20 protein-coding genes are annotated in these 20049 nt (G+C 70.1%); 14 read left to right on the top strand and 6 right to left on the bottom strand.

The features are described from left to right. Positions 1-100: 100 nt before the first annotated feature. The 3 genes from ABD366_RS03660 to ABD366_RS03650 all read left to right on the top strand — a co-directional run bounded on the left by ABD366_RS03660 (position 101) and on the right by ABD366_RS03650 (position 2548). The gene (locus ABD366_RS03660) at positions 101-679 is read left to right on the top strand and encodes a TIGR03086 family metal-binding protein (RefSeq protein WP_324776329.1); all 579 of its coding nucleotides are present in this window, start codon (positions 101-103) and stop codon (positions 677-679) included. Between the two features lie 94 nt (positions 680-773). Then, a complete protein-coding gene (locus tag ABD366_RS03655) occupies positions 774-1883 on the top strand; it encodes an LLM class flavin-dependent oxidoreductase (protein ID WP_324776238.1) in 1110 nt (369 codons plus the stop codon). Between the two features lie 11 nt (positions 1884-1894). After that, positions 1895-2548, top strand: a complete 654-nt coding sequence (locus ABD366_RS03650; RefSeq protein WP_324776240.1) for a CE1759 family FMN reductase — start codon at positions 1895-1897, stop codon at positions 2546-2548. Between the two features lie 26 nt (positions 2549-2574). Here ABD366_RS03650 and ABD366_RS03645 read toward each other — a convergent pair whose 3' ends face one another. After that, a complete protein-coding gene (locus tag ABD366_RS03645; protein ID WP_324776242.1) occupies positions 2575-4131 on the bottom strand; it encodes a hypothetical protein in 1557 nt (518 codons plus the stop codon). Between the two features lie 10 nt (positions 4132-4141). Beyond that, the gene (locus ABD366_RS03640) at positions 4142-5449 is read right to left on the bottom strand and encodes a glycosyltransferase family 4 protein (RefSeq protein WP_324776244.1); all 1308 of its coding nucleotides are present in this window, start codon (positions 5447-5449) and stop codon (positions 4142-4144) included. A gap of 316 nt (positions 5450-5765) precedes the next feature. Here ABD366_RS03640 and ABD366_RS03635 point away from each other — a divergent pair, with 316 nt between their 5' ends. After that, a complete protein-coding gene (locus tag ABD366_RS03635; protein WP_324776246.1) occupies positions 5766-6632 on the top strand; it encodes an LLM class flavin-dependent oxidoreductase in 867 nt (288 codons plus the stop codon). 31 nt (positions 6633-6663) lie between these two features. Here the strand turns inward: ABD366_RS03635 and ABD366_RS03630 are convergent, their stop codons facing one another. Beyond that, positions 6664-7254, bottom strand: coding sequence for a hypothetical protein (locus tag ABD366_RS03630; RefSeq protein ID WP_324776248.1), 591 nt, complete (start codon positions 7252-7254; stop codon positions 6664-6666). A gap of 250 nt (positions 7255-7504) precedes the next feature. Between ABD366_RS03630 and hemL the strand changes: the two genes are divergently transcribed. From hemL to ccsB, 7 genes are all read left to right on the top strand, one after another. Beyond that, positions 7505-8839, top strand: coding sequence for a glutamate-1-semialdehyde 2,1-aminomutase (hemL, locus tag ABD366_RS03625; protein WP_324776250.1), 1335 nt, complete (start codon positions 7505-7507; stop codon positions 8837-8839). Next, positions 8836-9558 (top strand): histidine phosphatase family protein, encoded by a 723-nt coding sequence (locus ABD366_RS03620; RefSeq protein WP_324776252.1) that lies wholly within the window; start codon positions 8836-8838, stop codon positions 9556-9558. The genes hemL and ABD366_RS03620 overlap by 4 nt, the downstream gene beginning before the upstream one ends. Positions 9559-9735: 177 nt before the next feature. Then, positions 9736-10995, top strand: a complete 1260-nt coding sequence (locus ABD366_RS03615) for a polysaccharide deacetylase family protein (RefSeq protein ID WP_324776254.1) — start codon at positions 9736-9738, stop codon at positions 10993-10995. A 66-nt stretch (positions 10996-11061) separates the two neighbouring features. Next, complete coding sequence (locus tag ABD366_RS03610) at positions 11062-11682, top strand: TlpA family protein disulfide reductase (protein WP_324776256.1); 621 nt, start codon at positions 11062-11064, stop codon at positions 11680-11682. A gap of 6 nt (positions 11683-11688) precedes the next feature. Further along, positions 11689-12453, top strand: coding sequence for a cytochrome c biogenesis CcdA family protein (locus ABD366_RS03605; RefSeq protein WP_324776258.1), 765 nt, complete (start codon positions 11689-11691; stop codon positions 12451-12453). Positions 12454-12456: 3 nt separating this feature from the next. Further along, the gene (resB, locus tag ABD366_RS03600) at positions 12457-14175 is read left to right on the top strand and encodes a cytochrome c biogenesis protein ResB (protein ID WP_324776260.1); all 1719 of its coding nucleotides are present in this window, start codon (positions 12457-12459) and stop codon (positions 14173-14175) included. Next, on the top strand, positions 14172-15263 hold the full coding sequence (ccsB, locus tag ABD366_RS03595; RefSeq protein ID WP_324776262.1) for a c-type cytochrome biogenesis protein CcsB: 1092 nt from the start codon (positions 14172-14174) through the stop codon (positions 15261-15263). The genes resB and ccsB overlap by 4 nt, the downstream gene beginning before the upstream one ends. Positions 15264-15439: 176 nt before the next feature. On the opposite strand, the gene ABD366_RS03590 is transcribed toward ccsB, so the two are convergent. After that, positions 15440-15889 (bottom strand): nucleoside deaminase, encoded by a 450-nt coding sequence (locus tag ABD366_RS03590; RefSeq protein ID WP_324776264.1) that lies wholly within the window; start codon positions 15887-15889, stop codon positions 15440-15442. A gap of 69 nt (positions 15890-15958) precedes the next feature. Further along, positions 15959-16348, bottom strand: a complete 390-nt coding sequence (locus ABD366_RS03585; RefSeq protein ID WP_324776266.1) for a PLD nuclease N-terminal domain-containing protein — start codon at positions 16346-16348, stop codon at positions 15959-15961. Between the two features lie 120 nt (positions 16349-16468). On the opposite strand from ABD366_RS03585, the gene ABD366_RS03580 reads away from it, so the two are divergent. The 3 genes from ABD366_RS03580 to mqnP all read left to right on the top strand — a co-directional run bounded on the left by ABD366_RS03580 (position 16469) and on the right by mqnP (position 19364). Further along, positions 16469-16870 carry a hypothetical protein gene (locus ABD366_RS03580; protein ID WP_324776268.1) on the top strand — a complete coding sequence of 134 codons (402 nt, stop codon included), beginning with the start codon at positions 16469-16471 and terminating at the stop codon, positions 16868-16870. Between the two features lie 137 nt (positions 16871-17007). Next, positions 17008-18459: a menaquinone biosynthesis decarboxylase gene (locus tag ABD366_RS03575; protein WP_324776270.1), complete on the top strand. Its 1452-nt coding sequence runs from the start codon at positions 17008-17010 to the stop codon at positions 18457-18459. Next, entirely contained in the window at positions 18459-19364 is a 906-nt protein-coding gene (mqnP, locus tag ABD366_RS03570; protein WP_324776272.1) for a menaquinone biosynthesis prenyltransferase MqnP, read from the top strand. The genes ABD366_RS03575 and mqnP overlap by 1 nt, the downstream gene beginning before the upstream one ends. On the opposite strand, the gene ABD366_RS03565 is transcribed toward mqnP, so the two are convergent. Beyond that, positions 19361-19984 carry a rhomboid family intramembrane serine protease gene (locus tag ABD366_RS03565; protein WP_324776274.1) on the bottom strand — a complete coding sequence of 208 codons (624 nt, stop codon included), beginning with the start codon at positions 19982-19984 and terminating at the stop codon, positions 19361-19363. The two genes, mqnP and ABD366_RS03565, sit on opposite strands and share 4 nt — an antisense overlap. Positions 19985-20049 lie beyond the last annotated feature (65 nt).

The following is a 20049-nucleotide window of genomic DNA, read 5'->3' as shown; positions in this document are numbered from 1 at the left end:
GTCGGTGCACGTCGCGTTTGTTCAAGCGGGGCGGGCGGCGGGCTCCTAGCGTCGAGGTATGGACAAAAACGGCATGCAGGAGCAGCAGAAGAAGCAGCAGATGCAGCAGAAGGCGTACGGGGTCGGGGAGCTGATGGAGGTGGCGGCGGCGCGGGCCGTGCCGGTCGTGGCCGGTATCGGTGACGCGGCGCTCACCGCTCCCACCCCGTGTGCGGACTACGACGTGAAATCCCTGGTCAACCATCTTTTTCAGGTGGTCGTGGAGTTCCAGAAGCTGGCGGTGAAGAAGGACTCGGACTTCACCGGGACGGTGGACCGGGTGGGGGAGGGCGGCGACTGGCGTGAGCGGTTCGCCGTCGAGGCGCGGGCGCTGGTGGCCGCGTGGTCGGCGCCCGGCGCGGAGGAGGGGACGAGCGGCTCGATGAACATGCCGGCGCCGCTGGTCGGCTCGATGGCGCTGCTGGATCTGACGGTGCACGCGTGGGATCTGGCGCGGGCGACGGGTCAGCCGTACGAGGCGCCGCCGGAGGTGGTGGGCCGCCTGTCGGAGGCGGTGGCGGAGCTGGCGCCGACGGCGAAGGCGATGGGTGTGTTCGGGGAGCCGGTGGTGGCAGGGCCGGACGCGTCGCCGTTCGAGCGGCTGCTGGCGGCGACGGGCCGGGACCCGCGCCGGGCGTAGGGGGCTGGGAACTGCAGCGGGAATAGCGGGGCAGGGGCTGCCGTTCTGGGGGTATAGTTGAACCATCAACAAAAACCCCGGGAGGGTGAGCATCATGCAGTTCGGAATCTTCACCGTCGGTGACGTCACGATCGACCCGACGACCGGACGCGCGCCGAGCGAGCACGAGCGCATCAAGGCGATGCTCGCCATCGCGCAGAAGGCGGAGGAGGTGGGTCTCGACGTCTTCGCGACCGGTGAGCACCACAACCCGCCGTTCGTGCCGTCCTCGCCGACGACGATGCTCGGCTACATCGCCGCGCGGACCGAGAAGCTGATCCTGTCCACGTCCACGACGCTGATCACGACGAACGACCCGGTGAAGATCGCCGAGGACTTCGCGATGCTGCAGCACGTCGCGGACGGCCGCGTCGACCTGATGATGGGCCGCGGCAACACCGGGCCGGTCTATCCCTGGTTCGGCAAGGACATCCGGGACGGCATCGACCTCGCGATCGAGAACTACGCGCTGCTGCGCCGGCTGTGGGACGAGGACGTCGTCACCTGGAAGGGCAAGTTCCGCACCCCGCTGCAGTCCTTCACCTCGACGCCGCGTCCGCTGGACGGTGTCGCGCCGTTCGTGTGGCACGGCTCCATCCGCTCCCCGGAGATCGCCGAGCAGGCCGCGTACTACGGCGACGGCTTCTTCCACAACCACATCTTCTGGCCCGCCTCCCACACCAAGCAGATGGTGAACCTGTACCGCCAGCGCTACGCCCACTACGGGCACGGCACCCCGGAGCAGGCCATCGTCGGGCTCGGCGGCCAGGTGTTCATGCGCAAGAACTCCCAGGACGCGGTGCGCGAGTTCCGCCCGTACTTCGACAACGCGCCGGTCTACGGGCACGGCCCCTCGCTGGAGGAGTTCACCTCGCAGACGCCGCTGACCGTCGGCTCGCCGCAGGAGGTCATCGAGCGGACCCTGTCCTTCCGCGACTACGTCGGTGACTACCAGCGCCAGCTGTTCCTGATGGACCACGCGGGCCTGCCGCTGAAGACCGTCCTGGAGCAACTCGACCTGCTCGGCGAGGAGGTCGTGCCGGTGCTGCGCAAGGAGTTCGCCAACAAGCGCCCGGCGAACGTGCCGGACGCGCCGACCCACGCCGCCCGCGTCGCTGAGAAGTCCGAGAAGTCCGAGAAGTCGAACACGGCCGAGAGCAAGTAAGGGAGTTCGTGATGAAGCTCGTCGTCGTCTCGGCGGGGCTGAGTTCCCCGTCCTCGACCCGGCTGCTCGCCGACCGGCTCACGGCGGCGACCGTGCGGCAGGTGGACGCCGAGGTGGAGGTCGTCGAACTCCGGGACCTGGCCACGGAGATCGCCCAGCACTTCGTGACCGGGTTCCCGCCGGCCCGCCTGGCCGCCGCGCTCGACGCGGTGGCCGCGGCGGACGGTCTGATCGCCGTGACCCCGGTGTTCGCGGGCTCCTACAGCGGACTGTTCAAGTCGTTCTTCGACGTCATCGACAAGGACGCGCTGACCGGCAAGCCCGTCCTCGTCGGCGCGACCGGTGGCACGGCCCGGCACTCCCTGGTCACCGAACACGCGCTGCGCCCGCTCTTCACCTACCTGCGCGCCCTCGTCCTTCCGACCGCGGTGTTCGCGGCGTCGGAGGACTGGGGCGAGGAGGGCCTGCAACGGCGTATCGCCCGCGCGGGCGGCGAGCTGGCCCGTTTTATGGCGCCGGCCGTCGTGGACGCCGCGCCGGACGTCGACACGACCGCCGCGATCGCGCCCCGCTCGCTGACGGGGGCGATCACGTCGGTGGACCCGGCGGAGGGGTTCGAGGTGACCCCGTTCGAGCAGCGGCTGGCGGCCCTGCGGGCCGAGTAGCGCCGTTCGAGCGCCGGCCGGCACCCCTACGGGCCGAGCAGTTCGAGGCGGTAGGGGACCGGTGCCTTCCACGCCGTCCAGCCGCGGGTGTGCGGCAGTTCGTACGGGGTCCAGTCGCGGGCGAACTTCGGTGGCCGGTGACCGGGCTCCGTGAGGACGGCCGTGGGGATCCGCGCGGCGCGGCGCAGCAGTTCGGCCTGGGTGGTGGAGCGGTTGTTGCCCTTCGTCTGCGCCGACGCGCAGCCCGCCGCGTAGCCGATGGGCAGCGCGCGCGGGCCCGTGACCAGGCAGGGCGGTGTCAGGCCCATCGCGTGCAGGCCCCGGGCGGCAGCGACGTAGCGGGCTTCGGTGCGTGCCGTCGAGGCGACCTGGCTGTCCAGCACGACGAACTGCGAGGTGAGCTGGAACGCGAGGACGGCCACGGCCGCGATCGCGAGAGGGCGCGGGCGGCGCAGCCTGCGCAGCAGCACCGCCAGCGGCAGGGACAGCAGCGCGTACGAGGGCAGCAGGAAGCGCGGTGCCGAGTAGCCGATGAGCAGGAGGTAGGGGACGGACAGCGCGACGGCGCAGGCCAGCGGGACGACGGTCGGGGCAGCGGGGCGGCGCCCGCGCAGCGCGACGTAGGCGGCGGCCGCGATGAGCAGGGGCAGGGCGAGCCACCACAGGGCGAGTCCGGGATACATGGGGCTGCCCGCCGTGCAGGGTCGGCACAGCAGGGGGCCGTTCACCGCGCGCCAGGCCGTGCCCAGGTTCAGGTGCAGGCCCATGTCGCCCTCGGTGGCGCTGGACACGCGCAGCCGCTCGGGCACGCCGCCCCAGCGGATGTACGCCTCCACGACCCACTGGGCGAGACCCGCGACGAGGCCCGCCGCGAGGTAGGGCAGGGTGCGCCGCCGCTCGCGGAGCAGCAGGGTGGCGGCGGCCAGCGGCAGCACCAGCCAGACGGCGTCCGGTGCCCGGAACAGTGCCACCACGGCGACGCAGCCGGCCAGCCACCAGTGGCGGCCCCGGCCGGTGTCGCGCAGGAACCAGCCCACGGCGCCGACCGCGCCGAACGCCACCCACAGGTTCGGCATGGCCATCGCGCCGGACAGCATCGTGATCCACAGCCCGGCGAACAGCAGCGCCGCGAGGGCCGTCGTACGTGCCCCGACCAGTGGCCGCCACACGCGGAACGCGGCATACAGCGCGGCCGACGACAGCACGGCGAGGGCGATGCGGAGCACGACGGTGGAGTCGGTCGCCGCGACGAGCGGCGCGGTGAGCAGGCTGGTGCCGCGGGAGCGCGGGGCGCTGAAGAAGACGGTCGGGTTGCGGGGGTCGTACTGCGACACGTACACGGACTCGTCCCAGCCGAGCCCGTGCCCCAACTGGGTGACGACCAGAGCGAGTTGGGCGATGCAGTACAGGACGGCGACGATCGCGAGCCAGACGTCGGCGCCCGGGCCGGGACGGGCGGCGGGGCCCCGCCCGCCTCGCGGGCCCGCGCTCTCCTCCCGCGCCGTGACCGTCCGCCACCACGGGAGCCCCGGGGGCGCGGGGGCTGCCGGCGGCGCGGACTGCCGGGTAGGTGGCGTAGGCATCGCGCGAGCCCTAGGAACGTCCGGGTTGCGCCGTGCCATGCGTAGGACTGCGTCGGCGGTCATGCGGTGTCCCCCCTGGGTCGCCCGGCCGCGCGGCGCGCAGCGAACGGACCTTCCTGCGCGCCCAGTTACCGGCCCGGGCACGGAGCCTTTGCCATGCTCGACGATGGCGTGAGGCCCGAAGTTCCATGAAAAGGGAGTCATATCGCGCCACAATGGGCGCGGGATCGTAGCGGTGGGCCGAGTCGAGGGCCGCCTCGCCCATCCTCGCGCGGAGGTCCGCGTCCTCGATCAGTTCGGTCATCGCCTCGGCGAGCGGCCGCACCTGGCCGACCGGGACGAGGCGTCCGTCGACGCCGTCCGTGATGATCTCGGCGGGGCCGAGCGGCGCGTCCGTGCTGATGACGGGCGTCCCGCAGCGCATCGCCTCGACGAGCGTCATCCCGAACGACTCGGCGTCGGAGGCGCTCACCACGATCGACGCCGCGGCGAACTCCGGCTCGATCGGTGACACCGTGCCCATCAGCCGCGCCCGGCCGGTCAGTCCGAGCTCGCCGGCCAGCGCCCGCAGATGCGGTTCCTGCGCGCCGCCGCCGTAGATCCGCAGCTCCCACCCGGGATTCTCCGCGGCGACCGTGGCGAACGCCTCCAGGAGCAGGTCGTAGCGTTTGCCGGGGGCGAGCCGTCCCGCCGCCGCGATGATTTTCGAGGTGCCGTCGGAGGGCGGGCAGGGAACGGGCGGCACGATGTTCGGCACGGCCAGGACCCGCACCCCCGGCAGCGGCATCCGTGCCCGGTACACCGCCGCGTCGGCCTCCGTCACGGTCACGACCGCGTCGAGCTGCCGATAGTGCCGGGCGAGCTGCGTGCGCAGCTTCTTGCCGTGCGCGTCGTGCCGCAGGTGCTCCTGCCCGATCCGCAGCGCCCGCCGCGGTCCCCACAGGGCGAGGTAGACGTTGATGCCGGGCCGGGTGCCGACCACGACGTCGGCGGTGCAGCGCTCCTCCAGATATGCGCGGACCCGCTCGTCGTGCAGGAGCGAGTACTGCCGGTACCGCTTCTCGGCGGCCGGGAAGCCGCGCGACGGTTCCGCGTACGCCGCCTGCCGGGTGTCCGCGGCGTCGGCCCGCGTGTCCACAAGGGGTACGAGGGAGATCCGCGGGTCGACCGCGAACCGGGGTTCCTCGCGGTGCCGTGACATCGACACGATCTCCACTTCGTGGCCGCCGTGCTCCACGAGCGCCGTGGCGAGGTTGAGGGTGGTGCGCACCGTGCCGCCGACGGCGTACACGTTGTGCAGCAAAAACACGATCTTCATACGTAGCGCCTTCCCCGGCGAGCGCCTGGCACGGGCCCGCACACCCTTTGATGTACCGGCCCGGGCTGCCGGGAGCAGGTAAGCCGCTCTTTCGCGCCGGGTGACATGCGGGTAAGAAGCCCATTGGCCGACACCCGATCAGGGGACGGGGGCGGTCGGGCGGGTGGGGGAGCGGTGTCCGGGTACCCGGCCGGGCTCGCCGACGGCCGCCGGGCACGGTGGCGGGCGGGGGACGGCCACGGACAAGGACCGACAAGGACCGACAGGGACCGACAATCCACTGGCCGCCCCGGGCCGGCCCCGGCAGGATGCCGTAATGCGCTTCTCCGTCAACATCCCGAACTTCGGTGACTTCGCCGACGCCCACACCGTCGCCCGCACGGCGGTCGCCGCCGAACAGGCGGGCTGGGACGGCCTGTTCGTCTGGGACCACGTCGTGCACGACAAGCGGGAACAGCACGGCAAGCCCTTCGGTGACCCCTGGATGCTGCTCACCGCGGCAGCGCTCGCCACGTCCCGGCTGAAGGTGGGCCCGCTCGTCGCCGCGGTGCCGCGCTACCGGCCCGAACAGCTCGCCCGTCAGGTCGCCACGCTGGACGCGCTCAGCGGCGGCCGGGTGATCCTCGGCGCGGGGCTCGGCGGGCCGGCGGACGACGAGTACGGCAGCTTCGGCGACACCGTCGACCGTGCCGTGCATGCCGAACGCCTCGACGAGTCACTGGATCTGCTCACCCGGTACTGGACCGGCGAGAGCGTCGAGCACTCCGGCGCCCACTACCGCGTGCACGACACGGCGCTGCTGCCCGCCACCACGCAGCGCCCCCGCCCGCCCGTGTGGATCGGGGGCTTCTGGCCGCACCGCCGGCCCATGCGCCGGGCGGCCCGCTGGGACGGCGCCGCGCCCCTGTTCACGACCGCCCTGCACGGAGTCCCGCCCCGCCCGGACGAACTCGCGGAACTCGTCGCGTACGTACAGCGGCACCGGGAGTTCCCGGCCGACCCCTTCGACATCGTGATCGGCGGACGCAGCCCGGCCGGCAAGGCGGAGGCCCTCGACCTCATCGGCCCGCTCGCCGACGCGGGCGCCACCTGGTGGGACGAGCGGCAACTGCAGACCGGCGGCACCGTCGACTCCTACGAAGCGGTGCTGCGGCGCATCGAAGCGGGCCCGCCGCTGCTGTGACCGGCTCGCCGTCCGTTCGAGCTTGAGCAGCTCAGGGCCAGACCAGGCAGTAGGCCTGATGTCCGGCATCGTGGAGACGGTGGCTGAAGTCCTGCCATTCGTGCAGAAGTTGGTACACGTTGAAGGCGTCGCGCGGGCCGCCGCGGTCGGGGACCGTGGACCAGATGAACGCCGCGGCGCCGACGGCCTCCTCGCCCACCCCGCGCAGGGGGTCGACGACCGTCATCGGCAGCTTCACGACCGCGTAGTCGGGGTGCAGGACGACGAGCTCCAGCGGGGGAACCTTGTGCAGGGGTATGCCCTGGATGCCGGTGAGGACCATCGCGGCCATCGTCTCCGGCTTGATCTTCGTGAACATGCCGCCCATGCCCAGCTCGTCGCCGCCGAGTTCCTCGGGGCGCATGGAGATCGGTACGCGGGCGGCCGTCGCGCCGTCGGGCGCGCCGAAGTACTTGTACGTCACCCCCACCCGGCCACCATTCCCGCTGTCCCCGCCGCCTGTCGCTCTCTGGACCCGTGCCACCGTCTCGTCGTGGCCCTCGCGCCGGTGCTTCCCCCGCCGGGCACGCCGGGGACCCAGGCCGTCGGTCCCCTCGCCCAGTCCGCCGCCACCGCGATGCATATCTCCACCCGACTGCTGTTCTCAGGGCGCCAGGCCCTTTTCTAGGCCGCGCGACCGCCGACGCGCAACCCGATCATCGTGTCAGTGACCTCCCCCACGGTCACCCGCCGAAACGTCCGAGTGAAACAACTGCGCGAGTGGCCGGGCCCCGCCGCTGTACAGATGCTGTACAGCGCCCTGACAGCCTGAGTCTAGGGCGCCCGGGGTCCGCGCGAGGGGGCGCGGGGAAGCGGGCCGTACGCTGAGAGGCATGGCAGAGGCGAACAACACCCCCTATCCCTATGAGGCACCTGTTTCTCAGGGGCTCTTCGACCGCGCGGCCAAGGTCACGCCCGGTGGCGTGAACTCCCCGGTGCGGGCGTTCCGAGCCGTGGGCGGTACGCCCCGTTTCATGGTGTCCGGTACCGGCCCGTATCTGACGGACGCCGACGGCCGCAGCTATGTGGACCTCGTCTGCTCGTGGGGGCCGATGATCCTCGGCCATTCCCACCCCGAGGTCATCGCGGCCGTCCAGGAGGCCGTCGCCCGCGGCACGTCCTTCGGCACGCCCGGGGAGGGCGAGGTCGCGCTCGCCGAGGAGATCGTCGACCGGATCGCGCCGGTCGAGCAGGTGCGCCTGGTGTCCTCCGGCACCGAGGCGACCATGTCCGCGATCCGGCTCGCCCGCGGTTTCACGGGCCGGGCGAAGGTCGTGAAGTTCGCCGGCTGCTACCACGGGCACGTGGACGCCCTGCTGGCCGCCGCCGGCTCCGGTGTCGCCACGTTCGCCCTGCCGGACACCCCCGGCGTCACCGGCGCCCAGGCCGTGGACACGATCGTCCTGCCGTACAACGACCTGGAGGCCGTGCGCGAGGCGTTCGCCGCCCACCCCGGCGAGATCGCCTGCGTCATCACCGAGGCCTCGCCCGGCAACATGGGCGTCGTGCCGCCGCGCGACGGCTTCAACGCCGGCCTGAAGGCCGTCTGCCAGGAGAACGGCGCGCTGTACATCTCCGACGAGGTGATGACCGGCTTCCGTACGTCGAAGGCCGGCTGGTTCGGCGTCGACGGTGTCGTCCCCGACCTGGTGACCTTCGGCAAGGTCATGGGGGGCGGCTTCCCCGCCGCCGCGTTCGGCGGCCGCGCCGACGTCATGGCCCACCTCGCCCCGGCAGGACCGGTCTACCAGGCGGGCACCCTCTCCGGTAACCCGGTCGCCACCGCCGCGGGCCTCGCCCAGCTGCGCCTCCTCGACGACGCCGCGTACGCGAAGGTCGACGCGGTCAGCGAGCAGCTGCGCGCCCTGGTCTCCGAGGCGTTCACCAAGGAGGGCGTCGCGCACCGCGTGCAGAACGCCTCGAACATGTTCTCCGTGTTCTTCACCGAGACCTCCGACAAACCGGTTCGCAACTACGAGGACGCGAAGGCGCAGGAGTCCTTCCGCTTCACCGCGTTCTTCCAGTCGATGCTGGCGCAGGGTGTCTACCTCCCGCCCTCCGCCTTCGAGTCCTGGTTCGTCTCGACCGCCCACGACGAGCAGGCCATCGAGCGCATCGCGGCCGCGCTCCCGACCGCCGCGCGCGCGGCCGCGGAGGCCACGGCATGAGCGACAGCACCAAGAACAGCGTCCCCGGCAAGAGCGACGACGACATCACCGTCGTCCACCTCATGCGGCACGGCGAGGTGGAGAACCCGGAGGGGATCCTGTACGGGCGGCTGCCCGACTACCACCTCTCCGAGCTGGGCCGGCAGATGGCCGACCGGGTCGCCGAGCACCTGTCCTCGCGGGACATCACGCACGTCGTCGCCTCCCCGCTGGAGCGGGCGCAGGAGACGGCCACGCCGATCGCCAAGGTGCACGGTCTCGACCTGAACAGCGACGGTCGGCTCATCGAGGCGGGCAACGTCTTCCAGGGCAAGACCTTCGGCGTCGGCGACGGCGCGCTGAAGAACCCGGACAACTGGAAGCACCTCGTCAACCCGTTCAAGCCGTCGTGGGGCGAGCCCTACGTCGAGCAGGTCGTGCGGATGATGGGCGCGCTCGACGCCGCCAAGGACGCGGCGCGCGGGCACGAAGCGGTGTGCGTCAGCCACCAGCTGCCGATCTGGACGGTCCGCAGCTTCGTCGAGAAGCGGCGGCTGTGGCACGACCCGCGCAAGCGGCAGTGCACGCTGGCCTCGCTCACCACGTTCACGTACCAGGGCGACAAGATCGTGTCGGTCGGCTACACCGAGCCGGCGCGTGATCTCGTACCGGCCCATCTGCTGGCGGGCGCGAAGCCGGTGAAGGGCGCCCAGGGCGGCGGCAAGGCTTTCGGCGCCTGAGAGACCGCTCCCGGTTCTCCGCAGTCCCGACCGCGGGCCGCCGTCCACCGGCGGCCCGCAGCCCGCTCTCCCAAAGCACCGCAAATACCTCCGACTTGTCGGAACCCGCGTCTTCGTCGAGCCCTCTAACTGTGTGCCCGCCATGAATGGGTGCACAGCGTGAGGAATGGTGACGGAATGCGCGATGTCAGTCGTAGGGGACTTCTCGGTCTGGGGGCCGGGACGGCGGCCGCGGCGGCGCTCGCCGGGTGCGGATCGGGCGCTGCCCCGACGGTCTCTCCGGGCGGACACGGCCACTCCGGACATTCCGGGAGGCCCGAGAAGCCGGCCGCCAAGCCCATCGGCGACGGCTCGACCTCGTACACCGGCAAGCAGCCGCACCAGCCCGCCGCGCCCGAGCGGCTCGAACCGGGGCAGAAGCCACCGCAGTTCGTGATCTTCTCCTGGGACGGCGCGGGAGAGGTGGGCAACGGACTCTTCCCGCGCTTCCTCGAGCTCGCCAAGGACCACGGCGCGCACATGACCTTCTTCCTGTCGGGCCTCTACCTGCTCCCGGAGTCGAAGAAGCGCCTCTACCACGGGCCGAACAACGCGGTGGGCGCCTCCGACATCGGCTACCTCACCGACGAGCACGTCAAGGCGACCCTCAAGCACGTACGCCAGGCCTGGCTCGACGGGCACGAGATCGGCACGCACTTCAACGGGCACTTCTGCACGGGCACCGGCACCGTCGCCCACTGGACGCCCGCCCAGTGGCGCAGCGAGATCGACCAGGCCAAGGATTTCGTGAAGCGGTGGCGGACGAACTCGGGCTGGCACGACCTGCCCTCGCTCCCGTTCGACTACGACAAGGAACTGATCGGCGGCCGCACCCCCTGCCTGCTCGGCCAGGAGAACCTGCTGCCCACCGCCCGTGAGCTCGGCTGGCGCTACGACGCCTCCTCGCCCGGCGGCCGGCAGCGCTGGCCCGACAAGAAGCAGGGCATCTGGGACCTGCCGCTGCAGGCCGTCCCGTTCCCCGGGCACACCTTCGAGGTGCTGTCGATGGACTACAACATGCTGGCCAACCAGTCCCTCAACTCCACGAAGGCGCCCGCCCACAACTACCCGGGCTGGCGCAAGCAGGCCGCCGACGCCTACATATCGGGCTTCAAGCGTGCATACGAGACGAACCGCGCGCCGTTCTTCATCGGCAACCACTTCGAGGAGTGGAACGGCGGCATCTACATGGACGCCGTGGAGGAAGCGCTCAAGCACATCGCGTCCACCGCCGATAAGCACGGCGACGTACGCCTCGTCTCCTTCCGGCAGTACGTCGACTGGATGGACGCGCAGGACCCGAAGGTGCTCAAAAAACTCCGGACGCTCGACGTGGGCCGGCAGCCCGCCGAAGGCTGGCGCCAGTTCCTCGCGAACCCCGCGGAAAGCCCCTCCTGAAAAGGGATCTTCCGTACATGAGGGGGGTGCGGAAGATCCCCTAAACAGACATGCGAAACTTTTCACATGAGTGCCGCCAGCCGCACCCCGCGCAACTCCGCGACCCCGCGCCGCGCCGCCACGCTGACCGTGGGAGCCGCCGTCGCGGCCCTCGCACTGACGGCGTGCGCCTCCGGCGGCACGTCCGGAGGCGGCAACAACACGAACTTCGTGACCAACTCCGGCGGCATCGCCACGGTCAAGAAGGGCGAGCGGCACGACGCCCCCGACCTGACGGGCAAGGACCTGGAGGGCAAGCAGCTCGACCTCGCCGACTACAAGGGCAAGGTCGTCGTCCTCAACGTCTGGGGCTCCTGGTGCCCGCCCTGCCGCGCCGAGGCCCCCAACTTCGTCAAGGTGGCCAAGGCCACCGAGAAGCAGAACGTGCAGTTCCTCGGCATCAACACCCGGGACACCAGCACCAGCCCGGCCAAGGAGTTCGAGAAGAGCTTCGACGTCACGTACCCGAGCTACTACGACCCGACGGGCAAGCTGCTCCTCAAGTTCGAGAAGGGCACGCTCAACCCGCAGGCCATCCCGTCCACGATCATCGTCGACCGGGAGGGCAAGATCGCCGCGCGCTCGCTGAAGCCGCTCAGCGAGGAGAGCCTGCGCGACATGCTCGACCCGGTCGTCGCGGAGAAGTGAGCGACGGTGTCCCCCACACTCGTCACCCTCGCCGCCGGTGACACGGTCACGGACGGCGCGCTCCTCCTCGCCGTCCCGATCGCCCTCCTCGGCGGCCTCGTCTCCTTCTTCTCCCCGTGCGTGCTGCCGCTCGTCCCCGGCTACCTCTCCTACGTGACGGGCATAACCGGCACCGACCTCATGGACCGGCGGCGGGGCCGGATGGCGGCCGGCGCCGGCCTGTTCGTCCTCGGCTTCACCGCGGTGTTCGTCTCGGGCGGCGCGCTCTTCGGCTACTTCGGGCAGACGCTGCAGGAGTACCAGGGCGTCCTGAACAAGGTGCTCGGCGCACTCATGATCCTCATGGGCGTGTTCTTCATGGGGCTGATGCCCTGGATGACGCAGCGAGAGTTCCGCATCCACCGCAAGCCCGCCGCGGGGCTCGTCGGCGCACCGCTGCTCGGCGCCCTGTTCGGCATCGGCTGGACCCCGTGCATCGGCCCGACCCTCGGCTCCGTGATCATCCTGTCCCAGGATCAGGGCAGCGCCGGGCGCGGGGCCATACTGACGGTCGCGTACTGCCTCGGCCTCGGTGTGCCCTTCGTGCTCGCGGCGATCGCCTTCCGCAAGGCGCTCGGTGCGTTCGGCTGGGTCAAGAAGCACTACACATGGGTGATGCGCATCGGCGGCATCATGATGATCCTGACCGGAATCCTCCTGCTCACGGGTGCTTGGGACAGCCTCGTGGGACAGATGCGGACCTGGTCCACCGGCTTCCAGGTGGGAATCTGAACTATGAGCAAGACGCACACCCCTGCAAGCTCTGAAGGCTCGGAGACCACCGAGCAGGAGGCCGGCGCCCAGCTGAGCACGGCCCCGGTGGAGGACCAGGCCCCGAACCTGCCCCGACTCGGCGTCGTCGGCTGGGTCCGCTGGTTCTGGCGGCAGCTCACCTCGATGCGGGTCGCCCTCATCCTGCTGTTCCTGCTGTCGCTCGGCGCCATCCCCGGCTCGCTGATCCCGCAGGCCGGCACGGACCCGCTCAAGGTCACCGACTTCCAGAAGGCGCACACCACACTCGGGCCGCTCTACGAGAAGCTCGGCCTCTTCCACGTCTACAGCTCGGTGTGGTTCTCCGCGATCTACATCCTGCTGTTCATCTCCCTCATCGGCTGCATCGTCCCGCGCACCTGGCAGTTCGTGGGCCAGCTCCGCGGCCGCCCGCCGGGCGCCCCCAAGCGCCTCGACCGGCTGCCCGCGTACGCGACCTGGCGCACCGAGGCCGACCCCGAGCAGGTGCGCACCGCCGCGCTCGCCATGCTGAAGAAGCGCCGCTACCGCGCGCACCCCGCGGGCAACGCGGTGGCGGCCGAGAAGGGCTATCTGCGCGAGGTCGGCAACCTGGCCTTCCACATCGCGCTGATCGTGATGCTGGTCGCCTTCGCCTGGGGGCAGCTCTTCAAGTTCGAGGGCGGCAAGCTCGTCATCGAGGGCGACGGCTTCGCCAACGTGCTGCCGCAGTACGACGACTTCAAGTCCGGCAACCTCTTCGACAGCGACCGCGACCTGTCGCCGTTCAGCTTCACGCTCGACAAGTTCACCGCGACCTACGCGCGCACCGGCCCGGAGAAGGGCACCCCGCGCACCTTCGAGGCCGACGTCAGCTACAGCCAGGGCGCCGACGGCAAGGCGAAGAAGACCGTCATCAAGTCCAACCACCCGCTGGACATCGACGGCACCAAGATCTTCCTCAACGGCCACGGCTACGCCGTGAACGTCACCGTCCGCGACGGCAAGGGCAAGACCGTCTCGCAGCAGACGGTGCCGATGCTGCCCATCGACTCCAACATCTCCTCGCAGGGCGCCATCAAGGTGATGGACGGCTACCGCAACGCGAAGGGCGAGAAGGAGCAGCTCGGCTTCAGCGCCTGGTTCGTCCCCACCTTCGCGGGCGCGGGCAAGGGCACGATGTTCTCCCAGTTCCCCGCACTCGACTTCCCGGTCCTCGCGCTCAACGCGACCCACGGCGACCTCGGCGTCGACGCCGGTCTCCCGCAGAACGTGTACCAACTGGACTCCTCCCACATGAAGGCGTTCAAGGACTCGAAGGGCAAGGCCCTGAAGTCGCGCCTGCTGCCGGGCGAGACGATGAAGCTCCCCGACGGGGCGGGCTCCATCACCTTCGACAAGGACGTCAAGGAATGGGTCACCTTCCAGATCTCCCACCAGCCCGGTGACACCTGGGCGCTGGGCGGTGCGGTCGCCGCGATCTTCGGTCTGGCCGGCTCGCTGTTCATCCAGCGCCGCCGCGTCTGGGTGCGCGCCGTCGAAGGCCCCGACGGAGTGACCGTCGTCGAGATGGCGGGCCTCGGCCGCAGCGAGTCCGCGAAACTCCCCGAGGAACTGGGCAATCTGATCGACCAGCTGCATCCGCAGGCACCCACTGCCCCGGACCCCACGAAGACCTCCGAACCACCCACTGCCGTTCCCGCCGCCGAAGGGGCTGAGAAGTGACTCTCGCCGCCGCAACCAACGAAAACCTGGCGCACACGAGTAACGTCCTCATCTACTCGTCCATGGCCGTGTACCTGCTGGCGTTCTTCGCGAACATGGCCGAGTGGATCTTCGGCAGCCGCAGCAAGGTCGGCCGTACCGCCGCCGCCCTCACCGGCAAGGCCGAGACCGCCGACGCCGCCTCCGCGGTGAAGGTCCAGGTCAAGCAGCAGAACGGCGGCACCGCCGTACTGGAGCGACCCAAGGTCGTCACCCGGGCCGCCTCAGGCTCCCGCGACGTGCCGGACGGCCCAGGCGCCTCCGGCGGTGACGAGCAGGGCGACCTCTACGGACGTATCGCCATCTCGCTCACCGCGCTCGGCTTCATCGTCGAATTCGCCGGTGTCCTCACCCGTGCTCTCTCGGTGCAGCGCGCGCCGTGGGGCAACATGTACGAGTTCAACCTCACCTTCTCCACCGTCGCCGTCGGCGTGTACCTCACGCTGCTCGCGCTGAAGAAGAACGTCCGCTGGCTCGGCCTCCCGCTGGTCACCACGGTCCTCCTCGACCTCGGCCTCGCTGTCACCGTCCTGTACACCGCCAGTGACCAGTTGGTTCCCGCGCTTCACTCGTACTGGCTGTACATCCACGTGTCGACGGCGATCTTCTGCGGCGCGGTCTTCTACGTGGGTGCGGTCGGCGCGATCCTGTACCTCTTCAAGGACTCCTACGAGAGCAAGCTCGCGAGCGGCGGCCGGCCCGGCCGGTTCGCGACCTCCGTCATGGAGCGGCTGCCCGCGTCGCAGTCCCTGGACAAGTTCTCCTACCGCGTGAACGCGGCGGTCTTCCCGCTGTGGACGTTCACGATCATCGCGGGCGCGATCTGGGCCGGCGACGCCTGGGGCCGCTACTGGGGCTGGGACCCCAAGGAGACCTGGTCGTTCATCACCTGGGTCGCGTACGCCGCCTACCTGCACGCGCGGGCGACCGCGGGCTGGAAGGGCCGCAAGGCCGCCTACCTGGCGCTCGTCGCCTTCGGCTGCTGGCTGTTCAACTACTACGGCGTGAACATCTTCGTCACCGGCAAGCACTCCTACGCCGGAGTCTGACCCGCGGACACCGAGGCCGGTCCCCCTGACACCAGTCATCACCAGTCATTACCGGTGATGACTGGTGATGGGAACCGGCCTTTTTGGCGTACGCACCTTTCAGGGCCACACGCCCCGCACAGGGCAAGCTGACTTCACGACAGCTCCCCACCGCGCCCCCGACCGGCCCCACCCACTCACACGCCGATGTCCTCGTTCCACAGCTCAGGCCGGGCGGCAATGAATTCCGCCATCATGTCCACGCACGCGGCATCATCGAGCAGCACGATCTCGACACCGTGCTCGGCCAGCCAGTCGTGCCCGCCATGGAAAGAGCGGGCCTCGCCGATGACCACGCGGGAGATGCCGAACTGCCGTACCAGCCCGGAGCAGTACCAGCAGGGGCTGAGCGTGGTCACCATCGTGGTGCCCCGGTAGGAGCGCTGCCGCCCGGCGGCCCGGAACGCGTCGGTCTCCCCGTGCACCGAAGGGTCCGCGTCCTGCACACGCCGGTTGTGACCACGCCCGAGGACGGTGCCGTCGGCCGAGTAAAGCGCGGCGCCGATCGGAATGCCCCCCTCGGCGAGTCCGGCCCTCGCCTCCTCCACGGCGGTGGCGAGCCAGGTACGGGCGAGATCGAGTTCCATGACGAACGGGCCTTTCCAAGCAGCGGAGCAGCGGAGCAGTGAAGCAGCGGAGCAGCGGAGCCGGAACGGTCAGCCCTTGTCCTGGTCGTCCTCACGACGCCGGAGTTCTTCCTCGCGGCGGCGCAGATCGGCCTCCCAGTCCTTGAGAAGGGCTTCGTCCTTCTTCTTGTCCTCTTTGAGGGAGTCGAGGAATTCGGGGTTGTCGTCCGGCGCGACGAACCGGCTCCGGTGGCTGCGGTGCCACTCGGACGGGGTCGACCCCCCGGCGGGCGCGTGCCGCCGCTTGCCGGCCACGAGCCAGGCGACGGGTCCGACGAGGACCTCGCCGAAGAGCAGGATGATGATGACCCACACCACCTTCGGCAGCCCGCGCACCTCCTCCTCGGGGGTGTTCAGACAGTCGATGAACGCGTAGATCCACAGCGCCAGGACCAATAGGAACGGCAGATACCTGAGCATGACGGTGTCGGTCCCCCCGGGACGTGTGACGAGTTCGCTGGGTGCGCGAAGGCGGGGCAAGGGTAGCGTCTGGCGCGACAAGGGTCACAGAAGGTCCATGACGGGGGAAAGAGGAAGAGCATGACGGGGGATGTACACCCGGCGGTGATCGAGGACCGTTTCCGGATCCGGGCGGGCCGCCGGAAGGCCTGGGGCACGGGTCTGTTGATCGTGGCGGGCCTGTGCTGGGTGTACGCGGCGTTCCAGCTGTTCACGCCGTACGAGACCAGGATCTGGAGCGTCGACTGTTCGGGCCCGGCTTTCGCGGACCGCGAGGGCGTGTACGACGTGGACGGCCCCCTGGACGAGAGGGAGCGCCGCGAGATCGCGCTGTGCGCGGAGAGCCGGGACTGGCCGGCGCCGGTGACGGCGCTGCTGATCGGGGCTCCGCTGGCGGCGGCGGGCGGCTCGCTGCGGACGGCGGGTTCGGTCGCGCTGGACCTGCGGGAGCACACGGCGCAGCTGACCCGGGCAGACCGCTGAATCCGCCCTGCGCAGACCGCTGAACCCGACCCGCGCCGACGGCCGAGCCGGCCAGGACGACCGGCAGCCATGCGGCAGCGGCAGCACAACCCCGGCCCCCGGCAAGATCCCCCACCAGGGATGACAAACTGGATGGCATGGCTTATGACGATCTTCGCTCGCTGCTCCGGGCGCTGGAGCGCGAGGGCGACCTGCTGCGCATCAAGGCCGAGGTCGACCCGCACCTGGAGGTCGGTGAGATCGTCGACCGCGTACAGAAGTCCGGCGGCCCGGCCCTTCTCTTCGAGAACGTGAAGGGCGCGTCGATGCCCTTGGCGATGAACGTGTACGGAACGGACCGCAGGCTGCTCAAGGCGCTCGGCCTGAAGTCGTACGGCGAGATCAGCGAGAAGATCGGCGGCTTGCTGAAGCCGGAACTGCCCCACGGCTTCATGGGCATCCGGGAGGCGTTCGGCAAGCTCGGCGCGATGACCCACGTACCACCGCGCAAGGTGAAGGACGCGCCGGTGCAGGAGGTCGTGCTGCACGGCGACGACGTGGACCTGGACAAGCTGCCGGCGCTGTTCACGTGGCCCGAGGACGGCGGCTCGTTCTTCAACCTGGGCCTGACGCACACCAAGGACCCCGACACCGGCGTCCGCAACCTCGGCCTGTACCGCCTCCAGCGCCACGACAAGCGCACCATCGGCATGCACTGGCAGATCCACAAGGACAGCCGCAACCACTACCAAGTGGCGGCCCGCAAGGGCGAGAAGCTGCCGGTGGCGATCGCTTTCGGCTGCCCGCCCGCGGTCACGTACGCGTCGACGGCGCCGCTGCCGGGTGACATGGACGAGTACATGCTGGCCGGGTTCCTTCAGGGCAAGCGCGTGGAGATGGTGGACTGCAAGACGGTCCCGCTCCAGGTCCCGGCCAATGCCGAGGTGGTCATCGAGGGCTGGCTGGAGCCGGGGGAGATGCTGCCGGAGGGTCCGTTCGGCGACCACACGGGTTTCTACACGCCGCAGGAACCGTTCCCCGCGCTCAAGATCGACTGCGTGACGATGCGCAAGCGCCCGCTGCTCCAGTCGATCGTCGTGGGCCGCCCGCCGACGGAGGACGGCCCGCTCGGCCGTGCCACCGAACGCTTCTTCCTCCCGCTCCTCAAGGTGATCGTCCCGGACATCGTGGACTACCACCTGCCGGAGTCCGGCGGCTTCCACAACTGCGCGATCGTCTCGATCGACAAGAAGTACCCGAAGCACGCGCAGAAGGTGATGCACGCGATCTGGGGCGCGCACATGATGTCGCTGACCAAGCTGATCGTCGTCGTCGACTCCGATTGCGACGTCCACGATCTTCATGAAGTCTCGTGGCGCGCGCTGGGCAACACGGACTACGCGCGGGACCTGACCGTCGTGGAGGGCCCCGTGGACCACTTGGACCACGCCTCCTACCAGCAGTTCTGGGGCGGCAAGGCGGGCATCGACGCGACGAAGAAGTGGCCCGAGGAGGGCTACACGCGGGACGGCGGCTGGCCCGAGATGGTCGTCTCCGACCCCCGAACGGCGGCCTTGGTGGACCGCCGCTGGAAGGAGTACGGACTCTAGTGAGCTCAGCATCCGCCGCGATCCCGCAGCAGCCGGGCCGCACCAAGGCGTTCCTGCGCCTGGTCATGATCGAGCACTCGGTCTTCGCGCTGCCGTTCGCCTACACCGCGGCGCTGACCGCGATGTTCGAGCTGGACAAGAACATCCACTGGGGCCGGCTGCTCCTGGTCACCATCTGCATGGTGGGCCTGCGTACGTTCGCGATGGCGGCGAACCGGATCATCGACCGGGAGATCGACGCCCGTAACCCGCGTACCGCGCACCGTGAGCTGGTCACTGGCGCGGTGTCGGTGAAGTCGGCGTGGACGGGTGCGCTGATCGCGCTGGTCATCTTCCTCGGCGCGGCAGCCCTCCTGAACCCGCTCTGTCTCGCCCTCGCCCCCATCGCGGTGATCCCGATGGTGGTCTACCCGTACGGCAAGCGGTTCACGAACTTCCCGCAGGCGATCCTCGGCCTGGCCCAGGCGATGGGCCCGATCGGCGCGTGGATCGCGGTCACGGGTTCGTGGTCGTGGGACGCGGTGATCCTCGGTCTCGCGGTCGGCATCTGGATCGGCGGCTTCGACCTGATCTACGCGTGCCAGGACGTGGAGACCGACCGTGAGGTCGGCGTCATGTCGGTGCCGGCACGCTTCGGTATCCCGGCGTCGATCTGGGGCGCCCGTGTCTGCCACACCGTCGTCACGGCCCTGTTCGTCTGGTACGCGCTGGCCACGGAGGCCGGCACGTTCTTCTGGGTGGGCCTGGTCATCGTCGCGGGCGCTTTCCTGTACGAGCACACGATCGTCAAGCCGCATGACCTGTCCCGCCTGAACCGGGCGTTCTTCCAGGTCAACGGATTCATCGGGATCGCCCTGTTCGTGTGCGCACTACTGGACCTGCTGGTGCGGGGCCTGACGGTTTAGGAGCCCTTCGGGAGGCGGGGCGGCCGGCGCACGGCAAAGGCCGCCGCCACGCCCGCGACCAGCCCGATGAGATGCCCCTGCCAGCTCACGCCCTGGTTGGTCGGGGACAGGCCCGCCAGGATGGTCGTGCCCCAGTAGGCGGCTATGAGCAGGCCGACGACGATGCCGAGCGGTCTGCGCTCGACGAAGCCGCTGAGCACGACGAATCCGAACAGGCCGAAGATGAGGCCGGACGCGCCCGCCGTGTTCGAGTGGGCGGGGGCGACGAGCCACACGCCGAGCCCGTCCGCGACGATGATCAGGGCGCAGGCCAGCAGGAAGCGGCGCAGTCCGGAGAGGGCGGCGACGAAGCCGAGGACGAGCAGCGGTATCGAGTTCGCCGCGACGTGGTCGAAGCCGAAGTGGATGAACGAGGCGGGCACGACGTCGACCAGCTCGGCGGGGTCGCGCGGCTGGATGCCGAAGCGGTCGAGCGCATGGCCCGAGGCCGTATCGACCGCTTCGAGCACCCACAGCAGGGCGACCCACCCCACCATGAGCTTGCCCGCGGCCAGCGCACGGCCGGTCCCCGTGCCGATGCCCATGCGCGTACCGCTCGTACTGCTCGTACTGTCCGTCATCTCAGCCCCCACCCCTGGGAAAGAACGACCACGCCCCCTCCTCAAGTTCCCCTCCCGGGGCGCCG

This window comes from Streptomyces kunmingensis (genome assembly GCF_039533535.1).
GTDB lineage: Bacteria > Actinomycetota > Actinomycetes > Streptomycetales > Streptomycetaceae > Streptomyces > Streptomyces kunmingensis.
This window is presented reverse-complemented; position numbering and strand designations above follow the sequence as displayed.

What these genes read in the sequence shown, in the direction of transcription:
- hemL (WP_324776250.1), top strand. Translation starts at nt 7,505, where the DNA reads ATGGCAGAGGCGAACAACACCCCCTATCCCTATGAGGCACCTGTTTCT.
- ABD366_RS03650 (WP_324776240.1), top strand. Translation starts at nt 1,895, where the DNA reads ATGAAGCTCGTCGTCGTCTCGGCGGGGCTGAGTTCCCCGTCCTCGACC.
- ABD366_RS03565 (WP_324776274.1), bottom strand. Translation starts at nt 19,984, where the DNA reads ATGACGGACAGTACGAGCAGTACGAGCGGTACGCGCATGGGCATCGGC.
- ABD366_RS03580 (WP_324776268.1), top strand. Translation starts at nt 16,469, where the DNA reads ATGACGGGGGATGTACACCCGGCGGTGATCGAGGACCGTTTCCGGATC.
- ABD366_RS03575 (WP_324776270.1), top strand. Translation starts at nt 17,008, where the DNA reads ATGGCTTATGACGATCTTCGCTCGCTGCTCCGGGCGCTGGAGCGCGAG.
- ABD366_RS03585 (WP_324776266.1), bottom strand. Translation starts at nt 16,348, where the DNA reads ATGCTCAGGTATCTGCCGTTCCTATTGGTCCTGGCGCTGTGGATCTAC.
- resB (WP_324776260.1), top strand. Translation starts at nt 12,457, where the DNA reads ATGAGCAAGACGCACACCCCTGCAAGCTCTGAAGGCTCGGAGACCACC.
- ABD366_RS03615 (WP_324776254.1), top strand. Translation starts at nt 9,736, where the DNA reads ATGCGCGATGTCAGTCGTAGGGGACTTCTCGGTCTGGGGGCCGGGACG.
- ABD366_RS03590 (WP_324776264.1), bottom strand. Translation starts at nt 15,889, where the DNA reads ATGGAACTCGATCTCGCCCGTACCTGGCTCGCCACCGCCGTGGAGGAG.
- ABD366_RS03630 (WP_324776248.1), bottom strand. Translation starts at nt 7,254, where the DNA reads ATGCATCGCGGTGGCGGCGGACTGGGCGAGGGGACCGACGGCCTGGGT.
- ABD366_RS03635 (WP_324776246.1), top strand. Translation starts at nt 5,766, where the DNA reads ATGCGCTTCTCCGTCAACATCCCGAACTTCGGTGACTTCGCCGACGCC.
- ABD366_RS03645 (WP_324776242.1), bottom strand. Translation starts at nt 4,131, where the DNA reads ATGCCTACGCCACCTACCCGGCAGTCCGCGCCGCCGGCAGCCCCCGCG.
- ABD366_RS03655 (WP_324776238.1), top strand. Translation starts at nt 774, where the DNA reads ATGCAGTTCGGAATCTTCACCGTCGGTGACGTCACGATCGACCCGACG.
- ABD366_RS03640 (WP_324776244.1), bottom strand. Translation starts at nt 5,449, where the DNA reads ATGAAGATCGTGTTTTTGCTGCACAACGTGTACGCCGTCGGCGGCACG.
- ABD366_RS03660 (WP_324776329.1), top strand. Translation starts at nt 101, where the DNA reads ATGCAGCAGAAGGCGTACGGGGTCGGGGAGCTGATGGAGGTGGCGGCG.
- ABD366_RS03620 (WP_324776252.1), top strand. Translation starts at nt 8,836, where the DNA reads ATGAGCGACAGCACCAAGAACAGCGTCCCCGGCAAGAGCGACGACGAC.
- ABD366_RS03610 (WP_324776256.1), top strand. Translation starts at nt 11,062, where the DNA reads ATGAGTGCCGCCAGCCGCACCCCGCGCAACTCCGCGACCCCGCGCCGC.